Here is a 12,548-nt window from a genome sequence, read left to right as displayed (position 1 = left end):
GATTTATCCCCGATGGGGCGCGTAGCGGCCCTTCTCTTACCTTCAGAAGAGGGGACTGCTGCGCACTCCAGCGGGGATAAATCCCCTCGCCACACTTCTCAGAGGGTCTTCGACATCCGGCTGGCCATCAGCGCCCAGCCAAACAGCAGCAGGCACAACGCGATCAACGGCCACGAGCGCCATTGCAGATACGGCGTCAGATCGTGCATCGGCACCACTTCGCCATACAACACGCCTTGTTCGAACTGCGGAATCTGTTCGGTGATCTGCCCGAACGGATTGATCAGGCCGGTAACGCCGTTGTTGGTCGCGCGGATCATCCAGCGTCCGGCTTCCAGCGCGCGCATCTGCGCCATCTGCAAATGCTGCAGCGGGCCGATGGACGTGCCGAACCAGGTGTCGTTGCTGATCGTCAACAGCAGATCACTGCGTGCCGACAGGCCGGCGGCGAATTCCGGATAGACCACTTCGTAGCAGATAAACGGTGCGATCTGGTAACCCTTGGCTTGCAAGAGCGCTTGATCCGACGGGCCGCGCGCGAAGTCCGACATCGGCAGGTCGAAGAACGCGATCAAGCCGCGCAACACGTCCTGCAACGGCACGTACTCGCCGAACGGCACCAGTTTCTGCTTCAGGTAAGTGCCGTCGCCTTCGCCTACCACGGTGATGCCGTTGAAGAAGCGCCGCTCGTGATGCACGGTCTGGCGAATCGGCACACCGGTGATCAACGCCGATTTACGCTCGGCGGCGAAGTTGCCCATCATCGTCAGGTAGCCCTCGGCGGACTCCTTCAACACCGGCAAGGCGGTTTCCGGCCAGATCAGCAGATCGACCGGTTTGGAGCGGAAGCTCAGATCACGGTACAGCGCCAGTTGCGCGTTGAGCTCGGCCGGGTCCCATTTCATGCTCTGCGCGACGTTGCCCTGAATTGCGGCCACGGTCAGCGGTGCGCCGGACGGGCTGGTCCACGCGTGGCCTTTGAGGGCGATGCCTGCTACCCAAGGCCCCGCCAGAAGTACCACACCGGCCGCGATGAAACCCTTGCGTCGCGCCTGCAACAAGCGCGACGCGTTGTAGATCAGCGCTGCGGTCAGTGCCAGAACAAACGATACCAGCCACATGCCGCCCACCGGCGCGAGCCCGGCCAGCGGGCCATCGAGCTGGCTGTAACCGGAATACAGCCACGGGAAACCGGTAAGGAACCAGCCGCGAAACGCTTCCTGGCCGACCCACAGCGCAGCAAAGGCCAAGGCATCTGCCAGCGGTGCTTCGTTACGCCGCAACCAGCGCGCCCACAGCCACGCGGGCAGGGCGAAGAACCAGGCAATCGCCGCGGTGAACAGCAGCATCAAGAACCCGGCGAGCAACACCGAAGCGCCACCGAAATGATGAATGCTGTAATAGATCCAACTGGTGCCGGCACCGAACAGACCGAAGCCGAAGCACCAGCCACGGCCGAGCGCCTGACGCGGGCTCAGCTCACGCAAACCAGCATAGAACAGACCAACCGCCAGCAATGCCAGCGGCCAGATGTTGAAAGGTGCCAGAGCGAAGGTGGTAATTGCACCGGCCGCCACGGCCAGCAGGTTACCGGGCCAGCCGGGGCGGGTTGTCCAGCGCATTTCAGTCCTTAGAATTAACGAGCGATAGGCGTCAGTCGCAGCAAATGAATCCGACGGCTGTCGGCGTTCAGGATGCGGAAACGATAAGCGCCGATTTCAGTGGTTTCGTTGCGTTTTGGCAAGTGGCCGAACGCGCTCATCACCAGACCGCCGACAGTGTCGAACTCGTCGTCGGAGAACTCGCTGTCGAAGAACTCGTTGAAGTTCTCGATCGGCGTCAGCGCCTTGATCAGGAAGTCACCGCTGGGCAGCGGCTTGATGTAGCTGTCTTCTTCGACGTCGTGCTCGTCCTCGATGTCGCCGACGATCTGCTCGAGCACGTCTTCGATGGTCACCAGACCGGCCACGCCGCCGTATTCGTCGATGACGATGGCCATGTGGTTGTGGTTGGCGCGGAATTCACGCAGCAGCACGTTCAGACGCTTGGACTCCGGCACGAAGGTGGCCGGGCGCAGCAGATCTTTGATGTTGAAGCTGTCGCCGTTCTCCTTGAGGATCAGCGGCAGGAGATCCTTGGCCAGCAGCACGCCCATCACGTCGTCATGGCTTTCGCCGATGACCGGATAGCGCGAGTGGGCCGAGTCGACTACGGCAGGGAGGAATTCGCGGGGTGTCTGGGTCGCCTTGATGCTGACCATCTGCGAACGCGGCACCATGATGTCGCGCACTTGCAGGTCAGCCACCTGGATGGCGCCTTCGACGATGGCCAGCGCTTCACTGTCCAGCAGTTTGTTCTGATGTGCATCACGCAGCAGCTCGAGGAGCTCCTGACGGTTCTTCGGCTCGTGGGCAAAAGCCTGGGTCAGTTTACCCAGCCATGACTTCTGCCCGTTGCTCGATCGATCTTCGCTCATAGCGATTACTCTGAATCCTTTGTTGTAACGATGGGGGAGTGTTCGGTTTCGTCGTCCGCGTACGGATCGGGATAGCCCAGTTCAGCAAGCAACTCGCGTTCCAGTGCTTCCATTTCTTCGGCTTCGTCGTCATCTATATGGTCGTAACCCAGCAGATGCAAGCAGCCGTGAATGACCAGATGTGCCCAGTGGGCCTTTAGTTCCTTGCCCTGCTCGGCGGCTTCGCGTTCGACCACGGCCACGCAGATCACCAGATCGCCGAGCAGCGGAATATCGAGAAACTCGTCAGGCACTTCCGCCGGGAACGACAACACATTGGTCGCGTAGTCCTTGCGGCGCCAGGTGTGATTGAGCTCGCGGCCTTCTTCCTCGTCGACCAGACGAATGGTCATTTCCGAATCAGCGCTGCGCTGGCGCAGGGCCAGTTCGCACCACTGGCGGAACTCGGCTTCACTCGGCGCGCTGGCCTCGGTGGCGATTTGCAGATCCAGCTCAAGCATCGCGCGAGGCTTCCTTCGCAGCTTCGGCACGGGTCTCGAAGCGCTCGTAGGCCTCGACGATCCGCTGCACCAACGGGTGGCGCACGACGTCTTTGGGCTGGAAATGGGTGAAGCTGATGCCCGGCACGTCTTTGAGCACTTCGATCACATGGTGCAGGCCGGACTTGGTGCCGCGCGGCAGGTCGACCTGGGTGATGTCGCCGGTGATCACGGCGGTGGAGCCGAAGCCGATGCGCGTGAGGAACATCTTCATCTGCTCGACGGTGGTGTTCTGGCTCTCGTCGAGAATGATGAAGCTGTTGTTCAGCGTGCGACCGCGCATGTAGGCCAGCGGCGCGACTTCGATCACCTGTTTCTCGATCAGCTTGGCGACGTATTCGAAACCGAGCATTTCGTACAGCGCGTCGTAGAGCGGGCGCAGGTACGGGTCGATCTTCTGCGACAGATCACCGGGCAGGAAGCCGAGTTTTTCACCCGCTTCGACCGCCGGACGCACCAGCAGGATGCGGCGGATCTGCTCGCGCTCCAGCGCATCTACCGCGCAGGCCACGGCCAGATAGGTCTTGCCGGTACCGGCCGGGCCGATGCCGAAATTGATGTCGTTGCCGAGGATTTCCTTCACGTAGCGCTGCTGATTCAAGCCGCGTGGGCGAATCATGCCTTTCTTGGTGCGCAGGGCGACGGTCGGTTCGGCGGGGGCCGGGTTGTCGATATCTGCTGATTCCTGAATGAACAGGTGCACCAGGTCTGGCGACAGCTCGGTACCCTTGGTTTCCCGGTACAGGCGGCGCAGCAGGTTTTCTGCGGACGTGGTGAGTTTTGGATCGCCAATCAACTCGAACTGGTTTCCGCGATTGCGGATCTCGATGGCCAGGCGCTGTTCGATCAAGCGCAAATGCTCGTCGAATTGCCCGCACAGATTGGCGAAGCGGCGAGCCTCAAAAGGCTCGAGGAGAAAACGATGTGGTTCGATGGGTGCGTTCAAGGTCGTATTTAGCCGCCCTGGGGCAATTAGGATGAAATCAAGGATAACGCCAGTGGCGTGGGTGCGAAAGCTCTTAAATATCGACGCTGCTTTCCAACCCATTCTCTGTGGCTGGCGGGGTCTTTTGTGGTGAGGGGATAAATCCCCTCACCACAGAAACCCCATCCACAATGCGATGGTGTTACTGGATCAGCGAACCACGCAGCGAGTGCGGTTGCGCGGCGTCGATGTGCACGTCGGCGAACTGACCGATCAGGGTGGGATTGTCGCAGCGGAAGTTGACGATACGGTTATTCTCGGTACGCCCTTGGAGCTCGCCCGGGTCTTTCTTCGAATAATCTGTCACCAGAATGCGCTGGATCGAACCGACCATTTGTCGGCTGATCTCGAAGCCCTGCTGATTCAAACGATGTTGCAGCGCGTTCAGACGTTCTTTCTTCAATTCTTCCGGGGTGTCGTCGGCCAGATCGGCAGCAGGCGTGCCCGGGCGCTGGCTGTAGACGAACGAGTAGGAGAAATCGAAGCCGACATCGGCAATCAGCTTCATGGTCTGTTCGAAGTCCTTCTCGGTTTCGCCGGGGAAACCGACGATGAAGTCCGAACTGATGCAGATCCCCGGTACGGCGGCGCGCAATTTGCGCAGCTTGGATTTGTACTCCAGCGCCGTGTGGTTGCGCTTCATCGCCGCGAGAATCCGGTCCGAGCCCGACTGCACCGGCAAGTGCAGGTGCTTGACCAGCTCCGGCACTTCGGCGTGGGCCTGGATCAGGCTGTCGGAAAACTCCAGCGGGTGCGAGGTGGTGTAGCGGATGCGGTCGATGCCATCGACGGCGGCGACCACGCGAATCAGCTCGGCCAGGTCGGCCAGGCGACCGTCGTGGGTCTGGCCGCGATAGCCGTTGACGTTCTGCCCGAGCAAGGTCACTTCACGCACGCCGTGTTCGGCCAAGTGAATGATTTCCGCGATCACGTCGTCGAACGGTCGGCTGACCTCTTCGCCACGGGTGTACGGCACCACGCAGAACGTGCAGTACTTGCTGCAACCTTCCATCACTGACACATAAGCGCTCGGGCCGTCGATACGCGGCTCCGGCAGGTGGTCGAATTTTTCGATTTCCGGGAACGACACGTCGACCTGCGGCAGCTTGCTGCTGCGCGCGGCGTCGATCATTTCCGGCAGACGGTGCAGGGTCTGCGGGCCGAACACCACGTCGACGTACGGAGCGCGATCACGGATCGCTGCGCCTTCCTGACTGGCCACGCAACCGCCGACGGCGATGACCATGTCCGGGTTGGCCAGCTTCAGTTCGCGCCAGCGGCCGAGCTGCGAATACACGCGGTCTTGCGCGCGTTCGCGGATCGAGCAGGTGTTGAGCAGAATCACGTCGGCGTCTTCCGCGCGGGCGGTGACTTCCAGGGCCTGATGTTCGCCCAGCAGATCGACCATGCGCGAGCTGTCGTACTCGTTCATCTGGCAACCGTGGGTTTCGATGTAAAGCTTCTTGGCCATGGATTCGGGTCGTCACGTGATTCAAAGAACCGCGCATTATAGGGAACAAGCCGTCAGGTTCCTACCGCTGTGCGTCCGGTGGCTATGCTATAGTTCGCGCCCTCATTTTTACCCCGATGTTATCCGCCCGCCATGACCAAACGCGAAGCTCCAATCTACAAGGTGATTTTCCTCAACCAGGGCCAGGTGTTCGAAATGTACGCCAAGCAGATCTATCAAAGTGATCTGTGGGGTTTCCTGGAAGTTGAAGAATTCGTCTTTGGCGAGCGCACGCAAATGGTCGTCGATCCGAGCGAAGAAAAGCTCAAGGCGCAATTCGAAGGCGTGGTGCGCAGTTTTGTGCCGATGCATTCGATCGTGCGCATCGACGAAGTGGAACGTCTGGGCACGCCGAAAATCAGCGAGGCCCGGGGCGCGGTCGGCAATGTCATGCCGTTTCCGATGCCGATGCCTGAGAAGTAAGCACAGCTTTGGATTTGGAATGATGTTGTGGCGAGGGGATTTATCCCCGCTCGGCTGCGAAGCAGTCGCAATCCATCCAGCAATATGTGTCAGACAGAACCGGGTTGCAGGGTTTGGGGCCGCTTCGCAGCCCAACGGGGATAAATCCCCTCGCCACAGGTCATCTCCCCAGCCTTTAGGGCAGTGGTGAGAATGGCGTACGCCCGTCGGCGTTCTGCAGTTCCATCAGGTATTTGCGGAAAATCTGCCCGAGCACCTGAGTGGCGGTTTCGAGATCTTCGCGGGACATCTTTTCCGAGACTTCGTCAGCCGTGTCCAATGCCTCTTCAGCACCGTTGACCGCTGCCATCTTCAGCACGATGTAGGCCTGGATATTGTTGGCCTGCACGCCTTCACCGTGGAAGAACATGCTGCCGAGCTTGAATTGCGCCTGGGCATGGCCTTGCAGCGAGGCCTTTTCGAAATAGCTCAGGGCTTGATTGAGGTCGCGCGGCGCGTTCTTGCCGTCGTAGTAGAACTCACCCAACTCGTATTGCGCTTGCGCGTCCCCTTCGTCCGCCGCTTTCTGGCAGGCGGCCAGTGCCTGCGTGACGTCTTGCGGCTGAGTATTGAGGGTGCAACGACCCATCGCCGGGATCAACAACGAGTTGCCGCCTGCTTGTGCATGCGCGAGCAGGGGCTGAAGGAGCAACAGGCAGCCCAATGCAAGGGTGCGGCCGGTGCGGTTCATGGGAATCGACTTACCTCTGAAGGGCACGCGGACCCGTCGAGGGATCCAATAAGCGCGCATTATGAAATAAGCAGGGCCAACCTTACAAAGTCTTTACTCGTTTTTCTGCTGCGTGGGGAATATATCGCCCGATTCGGGCAGGATTTGCGCAGACAGGTCGGAAAAACCGTGGCGATGTAGGTGAAAGCTGACGCTGGCCATAGCCAACGTCAGCGGTACGGCGATTATTTCAATGCGGCGAAGGCGCGCTCGGCGGCGTCCAGCGTCAGTTGCAGCTCGGCTTCGCCGTGGGCGATCGAGGTGAAACCGGCTTCGAACGCACTCGGTGCCAGGTACACGCCACCTTCCAGCATCAAGTGGAAGAAGCGACCGAACATTGCCGCGTCGCTGGCCATCACATCGTCGAAGGTGACGATGTCGTCGGCGCCGCTGAAGTACAGACCGAACATGCCGCCGGCCTGAGTGGTCACGAACGGGATGCCCGCAGCATCGGCACGCTGTTGCAGACCGTCGAGCATGCGCGAGGTGTAGTCGGTCAATTCGGCGTGGAAGCCCGGGCGGCTGATCAGACGCAGGGTCGTCAGGCCGGCAGCCATCGCCAGCGGATTACCCGACAACGTACCGGCCTGATACACCGGGCCCAGCGGGGCGATGCGCTGCATGATCTCGCGCTTGCCGCCGAAGCAGCCCACCGGCATACCGCCGCCGATGATCTTGCCGAACGTGGTCAGGTCCGGCGTCACACCGTAGTGCGCCTGGGCACCGCCGAGGGCGACGCGGAAACCGGTCATCACTTCGTCGAAAATCAACACCACGCCGTGCTTGTCGCACAGCGAACGCAGACCTTCGAGGAAGCCCGGCGCTGGCGGCACGCAGTTCATGTTGCCGGCGACCGGCTCGACGATGATGCACGCCACGTCCTCACCCACTTCGGCGAGCATCGCTTCAACCGCGTCGATGTCGTTGAACGGCAGGGTCAGGGTGTGTTTGGCGAAGGCTGCCGGCACGCCGGCCGAGCTCGGTACGCCCTGGGTCAGAGCGCCGGAACCGGCCTTGACCAGCAGGCTGTCGGAGTGGCCGTGGTAGCAGCCTTCGAATTTGATGATGCTGTCGCGCCCGGTGTGACCACGGGCCAGACGGATCGCGCTCATGGTCGCTTCGGTGCCGGAGCTGACCATGCGCACCATGTCCATCGACGGCACCAGCGAGCAGACCAGATCGGCCATCTCGGTTTCCATCGACGTCGGTGCACCGTAGGACAGGCCGTGTTGCAGCTGATTGCGCACCGCGTCGAGCACGTCCGGATGGCTGTGGCCGAGGATCATCGGGCCCCACGAACCCACGTAATCGACATAACGCTTGTCATCTTCGTCGGTGACGTAAGCGCCTTCGGCGTGTTTGAAGAACAGCGGGGTGCCGCCGACGCTCTTGAACGCGCGCACCGGCGAGTTGACGCCGCCGGGGATGTGTTTCTGAGCATTGGCAAACAGGGTTTCGGAACGAGACATGATCGGGCTCTCAAATCAGATTTTCAGAAGTTCGTTGAAGGCGCGGGCGCGGCGGGTCACTTCGGCGCTGCTCTCGGCGCCGAACAAACCGTGGATCACGGCGAGCAGATCAACACCGTGCTCGACCAGTGGCGCGGCGTTATCGAGGGTGATGCCGCCGATCGCGCAGACCGGCAAGTGCAGCGTGCGTTTGGCTTCGTCGAGCAAGTCGAGGCTGCAACTCGGCGCACCGGGTTTGGTGGTGGAATTGAAGAAGCGGCCGAAGGCAACGTAACTCGCGCCTTCTTTGGCAGCCTGTTCGGCCAGAGCGATTTGCCCGTGGCAGGTCGAACCGATGATCGCTTTCGAACCGAGCAGGGCGCGGGTCGGCGACAGCGGGCCGTCGGTCTGGCCCAAGTGCACGCCGACGTTGAGGCGTGCGGCCAGTTCGGCGTCATCGTTGATGATCAGTTGCGTCTTGTAGCGCTCGCACAGGTTGCGCAACGCCTCGGCCTCGCGCAGACGGCGGGCCTCGTCGCTGCTCTTGTCGCGGTATTGCAGCAGGGTGACGCCGCCGTCGAGCGCCGCCTCCACGTAAGACAGAAACTTGCCGGCCAGCAACTGGCTGTCGGTAATGGCATACAGGCCACGGAGTTTCATCGGGCAGACCTCACGACGTTACGAGCAGAAATCCAGCGGCAGGCGACGCGGCACGAACTGGCCTTTGCCCAGTTGTTCGGCATCGCGCAAAGTGCGCCAGGTGTAATCCAGCGCACTGCGCACGGCACTGGCCAGGTGTTCGCCCTGAGCCAGGCGACCGGCGAGGGCGCTGGCCAGCGTGCAACCGGAGCCGTGATAGCTGCCCGGCAGGCGCTGGCAGATAAAGGTTTCGCGCAGGCCGTCGCGGCTGTACACGCGGTTATGGATTTCAGTTTCGTCGCCATGGCCGCCGGTAATCAGCAGGTTTTTGACGAATGGCAGGAGTTTTTCCGCGCACTCGTCGGCTGTGCCTTCGGGCAGTTCGGCGAGGATGCGCGCTTCAGGAAGATTGGGCGTGGCAATGATCGACAGCGGCAGCAGACGCTCGCGCATCGCGTAGCCGACCTCGTCCTTGCCCAGGCGTCCGCCGCCGCCGGCACGCAGCACCGGGTCGCAGACCACTGGCAGATGCGGGTGCGCCGAGAGCAGTTCGACCACGGTGTCGACCATCTCCAGCGAACCGAGCATGCCCAGTTTCACTGCGGCGACTTCGGAGTCATTGAGCACGGCGTTGGCCTGGGCCAGTACCCACTCACGGTCGAGGACGCGGAAGTCAGTGACGTTGACGGTGTCTTGCACGGTCAGGGCGGTGACGGCCGGAGCCGCATGGCAGCCCTGCGCGAGCAAGGCTTCGATATCTGCCTGCAAGCCGGCGCCACCACTGGGGTCGTGGCCGGAGAGACAGAGGACAACGGGGCGGGAGCTGTAGATATTCATGGTGCGCGAGCTTACCACCAAAGCTGATTTTGGGGTTCAGTACTCACGGTGTTTGCGAGCAGATTGTCGGACAACCCCGCAGTCTTTATTTGGAGCACATTTGTGGCGAGGGGATTTATCCCCGTTGGGCTGCGAAGCGGCCCCAAACCCTGCAATCCGGTTCTTTCTGACACACCTCGCTGGATGGACTGGCGACTGCTTCGCAGCCGAACGGGGATAAATCCCCTCGCCACAATTGGTCATCTATCAAGGAGGCTGTCGTCGCGAGTTGACCAACCCAACAGCTCTATCTCGGTGCTTTGCCCTGGAACGCCCGTTCTAGAGCTGTTGTAGGAAAAATTTCCATGGTGCTCAATGGCCATCAACGGCTATGCTAGGCTGGATCCAAACAATCACAGGTAATACCGGTTTTACGTCTACTCAAAGGGAATGGGGGGCTTCCTGACACAACCGGACGAGCCACGCTGGGGCTTCAATGCGCTATTTGCTGATGTTGCTGTTCTGCTTGCCCCTCATGGCGAGCGCTGTCGAATTCGACGAATTCACCCAGAGCCTGCCACTGGGCCGATCGCTGCAAGTGTTCGAAGACCCGAGCGGTCAGGCGACGATTGCCGACGTCCGCGCGCAAGACGCCGCCGGCCAGTTCAAAGCCCACGACAAAGCCACGCTGAACGCCGGTTACTCGCGTTCGGCGTTCTGGCTGAGGATCGACCTGCATTACCGCCCGAGCAACCCGGCCGCCCAGCGCACCTGGTTGCTGGAACTGGCCTATCCGCCGCTTGATCACCTCGATCTTTACTTGCCTGATGCCACCGGTGCATACCGACTGGTGCGCCAGACCGGCGATGCCTTGCCTTTCGCCAGTCGCGAGATCCGCCAGAACAACTACCTGTTCGACCTTCCCTTCAAGCCGGATCAACAGCAGACGCTGTACCTGCGACTGGCCAGCGAAGGCTCGATCCAGGCGCCGGTGACGTTGTGGTCGAGCACCGCGTACCTCGAAGACCAACCGGTGCGCCTGTATGTGCTCGGCATCATTTATGGCGTGCTGCTGGGGATGCTGGTTTACAACCTGTTCATCTACCTGAGCGTGCGCGACACCAGTTACCTCTATTACATTTTCTATATCGGCTCGTTCGGCCTCTATCAATTGTCGGTGAATGGCGCGGCGGTCGAGTATTTCTGGCCGGACAACCCATGGTGGGCCAACGCCGCGACGCCGTTCTTCATCGGTTGCGCCGGGCTGTTCGGCAGCCAGTTCGCCCGCAGTTTCCTGCAAACCAAGACCCACAGCCCCTGGCTGGATCGTTTGCTGATCGGCCTTATTGCCTTCAGTGCACTGGTGATCGGCCTGTCGCTGATGACCAGTTACGCCCTGGCCCTGCGCCTGGCGACCACACTGGCGCTGACCTTCACCGTGGTGATCTTCGCCGCCGGGATTCTTGCCTGGTGGCGCGGCTTGCGCGTTGCGCGTTACTTCATCATCGCCTGGTCGGCTTTCCTGCTCGGCGGCATCGTCAACACGCTGATGGTGCTGGGGCTGCTGCCCAACGTATTCCTGACCATGTACGCCAGCCAGATCGGCTCGGCCATCGAGGTGGCGCTGCTGTCGCTGGCGCTGGCCGATCGCATCAACGCCATGCGCGAACAACAGGCGCAGACCTTGTTCGACGCCGGGCAGAAACTCGAAGTGCTCAACCAGCAACTGGCCCACAGCAACAAGCTCAAGGACGAATTCCTCGCGACGTTGACCCACGAATTGCGCACGCCGATGAATGGGGTGATCGGTTCGCTGGAGCTGATGCAGACCGTCGACCTCGATCCCGAGCTTGAGCAATATCAACAGACCGCCGCCGGTTCCGCCCGCGACATGATGCGCATGGTCAATGGCATCCTCACGCTTACTGAATTGCAGGCCGGCAAACTCAAGGCGACGCCGGGCAGTTTCAGCCTGCGCGGCGTGATCGAAGCGTTGCGCGTGCAGTTCGAAGGCAATGCAGCGAGCAAGTCGCTGGACTTCAAGGTCGAGGTGCTGCCGACCCTGCCGGATCGCTTGCTCGGCGACAGCGCGAAACTGGCGCAGTGCCTGGAATGCCTGCTGGACAATGCGATCAAGTTCACCCGCGTCGGCGGCCTGGCGCTACGCGTTACCGGGCGGCCGTCGATGGATAACCGCATGGCGCTGTCGTTTGCGGTGATCGACACCGGTATCGGTTTCACTGATCTGGGCGAGGCCACGCTGTATCAGCGTTTCTTCCAGCTCGACGGTTCGATGACTCGTGAATATGGCGGCTTGGGGGTGGGTCTTGCGATCTGTCGGCAACTGGTCGAATTGCTCGGCGGCAAACTCACCCATCGCTCCGAGCCGGGACGCGGCAGCCGCTTCCAGCTCGATGTCGAATTCGAACTGCCGGTGATCGAAGCGCCTGCGGATCAGCCGACTCGCGATTGCATTCTTGCGCCGCAGGACTGCACGGTGCTGCTGGTGGACGACAACAGCGTCAATCAACTGGTGATGCGTGGCATGTTGCTCAAGCTCGGTTTCCGCGTGCGCAGCGCTGACAACGGCGCCGCCGCGCTGGACTGCCTGCAACGGGAAAGTTTCGATGCAGTGCTGATCGATTGCCAGTTGCCCCGCCACGAAGGTGCATCGCTGTGCTGCCAGATCCATGCATTGCCAGGCTGCGCGCATTTGCCAGTGTTCATGCTGGCGCTGGGTGCGGATCGCGAACAATGCGCCCCGGGCGCGGCAATCGACTATCTGCCCAAACCGGTGAAATTCGAGGATCTGCAGGCTGCCTTGCAGCGCCGCGTACTCAGTTGCTGATGGGGTAAAAGCGCCGCAAAAACGGCGCCTATGACACTTTGTTCAAAAAAGCACCAGTGCTTAACTGGTGCCATTGCTGAACACGGAGCGCCGTC

At 61.1% G+C, this 12,548-nt stretch carries 11 protein-coding genes; 2 read left to right on the top strand and 9 right to left on the bottom strand.

Annotated features, from left to right (window positions below; all coding sequences use genetic code 11):
- Nucleotides 1-98: 98 nt before the first annotated feature.
- The 5 genes from lnt to miaB all read right to left on the bottom strand — a co-directional run bounded on the left by lnt (nt 99) and on the right by miaB (nt 5,471).
- Nucleotides 99-1,622, bottom strand: coding sequence for an apolipoprotein N-acyltransferase (gene lnt, locus QMX86_RS19230; RefSeq protein WP_282384691.1), 1,524 nt, complete (start codon nt 1,620-1,622; stop codon nt 99-101).
- A 14-nt stretch (nt 1,623-1,636) separates the two neighbouring features.
- On the bottom strand, nt 1,637-2,476 hold the full coding sequence (locus tag QMX86_RS19225) for an HlyC/CorC family transporter (protein ID WP_024014438.1): 840 nt from the start codon (nt 2,474-2,476) through the stop codon (nt 1,637-1,639).
- 5 nt (nt 2,477-2,481) lie between these two features.
- A complete protein-coding gene (gene ybeY, locus QMX86_RS19220) occupies nt 2,482-2,976 on the bottom strand; it encodes an rRNA maturation RNase YbeY (protein WP_071173688.1) in 495 nt (164 codons plus the stop codon).
- On the bottom strand, nt 2,969-3,961 hold the full coding sequence (locus tag QMX86_RS19215) for a PhoH family protein (RefSeq protein ID WP_071173687.1): 993 nt from the start codon (nt 3,959-3,961) through the stop codon (nt 2,969-2,971). The genes ybeY and QMX86_RS19215 overlap by 8 nt, the downstream gene beginning before the upstream one ends.
- 181 nt (nt 3,962-4,142) lie before the next feature.
- Nucleotides 4,143-5,471 carry a tRNA (N6-isopentenyl adenosine(37)-C2)-methylthiotransferase MiaB gene (miaB, locus tag QMX86_RS19210; protein WP_016773044.1) on the bottom strand — a complete coding sequence of 443 codons (1,329 nt, stop codon included), beginning with the start codon at nt 5,469-5,471 and terminating at the stop codon, nt 4,143-4,145.
- A gap of 132 nt (nt 5,472-5,603) precedes the next feature.
- Between miaB and QMX86_RS19205 the strand changes: the two genes are divergently transcribed.
- A complete protein-coding gene (locus QMX86_RS19205; RefSeq protein ID WP_016773045.1) occupies nt 5,604-5,933 on the top strand; it encodes a DUF1820 family protein in 330 nt (109 codons plus the stop codon).
- 175 nt (nt 5,934-6,108) lie between these two features.
- On the opposite strand, the gene QMX86_RS19200 is transcribed toward QMX86_RS19205, so the two are convergent.
- From QMX86_RS19200 to QMX86_RS19185, 4 genes are all read right to left on the bottom strand, one after another.
- The gene (locus QMX86_RS19200; protein ID WP_016773046.1) at nt 6,109-6,663 is read right to left on the bottom strand and encodes a tetratricopeptide repeat protein; all 555 of its coding nucleotides are present in this window, start codon (nt 6,661-6,663) and stop codon (nt 6,109-6,111) included.
- Nucleotides 6,664-6,887: 224 nt separating this feature from the next.
- Nucleotides 6,888-8,171: a glutamate-1-semialdehyde 2,1-aminomutase gene (gene hemL, locus QMX86_RS19195; RefSeq protein WP_282384695.1), complete on the bottom strand. Its 1,284-nt coding sequence runs from the start codon at nt 8,169-8,171 to the stop codon at nt 6,888-6,890.
- Nucleotides 8,172-8,186: 15 nt separating this feature from the next.
- Nucleotides 8,187-8,810 (bottom strand): thiamine phosphate synthase, encoded by a 624-nt coding sequence (gene thiE / locus QMX86_RS19190; protein ID WP_024014437.1) that lies wholly within the window; start codon nt 8,808-8,810, stop codon nt 8,187-8,189.
- Nucleotides 8,811-8,828: 18 nt separating this feature from the next.
- Entirely contained in the window at nt 8,829-9,626 is a 798-nt protein-coding gene (locus tag QMX86_RS19185) for a hydroxymethylpyrimidine/phosphomethylpyrimidine kinase (RefSeq protein WP_007909650.1), read from the bottom strand.
- 475 nt (nt 9,627-10,101) lie between these two features.
- Here QMX86_RS19185 and QMX86_RS19180 point away from each other — a divergent pair, with 475 nt between their 5' ends.
- Nucleotides 10,102-12,453 carry a hybrid sensor histidine kinase/response regulator gene (locus QMX86_RS19180; RefSeq protein WP_282384698.1) on the top strand — a complete coding sequence of 784 codons (2,352 nt, stop codon included), beginning with the start codon at nt 10,102-10,104 and terminating at the stop codon, nt 12,451-12,453.
- Nucleotides 12,454-12,548 lie beyond the last annotated feature (95 nt).

Origin of the sequence: Pseudomonas sp. PS01270 (genome assembly GCF_029959775.1) — a bacterium.
GTDB lineage: Bacteria > Pseudomonadota > Gammaproteobacteria > Pseudomonadales > Pseudomonadaceae > Aquipseudomonas > Aquipseudomonas atacamensis.
Note: the sequence above shows the minus strand (reverse complement) of the source record. Positions and strands in the feature narration are given on the sequence as shown.

Coding starts and splice junctions, on each gene's coding strand:
- QMX86_RS19205 (WP_016773045.1), top strand. CDS start 5,604: ATGACCAAACGCGAAGCTCCAATCTACAAGGTGATTTTCCTCAACCAG.
- QMX86_RS19200 (WP_016773046.1), bottom strand. CDS start 6,663: ATGAACCGCACCGGCCGCACCCTTGCATTGGGCTGCCTGTTGCTCCTT.
- ybeY (WP_071173688.1), bottom strand. CDS start 2,976: ATGCTTGAGCTGGATCTGCAAATCGCCACCGAGGCCAGCGCGCCGAGT.
- QMX86_RS19180 (WP_282384698.1), top strand. CDS start 10,102: ATGCGCTATTTGCTGATGTTGCTGTTCTGCTTGCCCCTCATGGCGAGC.
- QMX86_RS19225 (WP_024014438.1), bottom strand. CDS start 2,476: ATGAGCGAAGATCGATCGAGCAACGGGCAGAAGTCATGGCTGGGTAAA.
- lnt (WP_282384691.1), bottom strand. CDS start 1,622: ATGCGCTGGACAACCCGCCCCGGCTGGCCCGGTAACCTGCTGGCCGTG.
- hemL (WP_282384695.1), bottom strand. CDS start 8,171: ATGTCTCGTTCCGAAACCCTGTTTGCCAATGCTCAGAAACACATCCCC.
- thiE (WP_024014437.1), bottom strand. CDS start 8,810: ATGAAACTCCGTGGCCTGTATGCCATTACCGACAGCCAGTTGCTGGCC.
- miaB (WP_016773044.1), bottom strand. CDS start 5,471: ATGGCCAAGAAGCTTTACATCGAAACCCACGGTTGCCAGATGAACGAG.
- QMX86_RS19185 (WP_007909650.1), bottom strand. CDS start 9,626: ATGAATATCTACAGCTCCCGCCCCGTTGTCCTCTGTCTCTCCGGCCAC.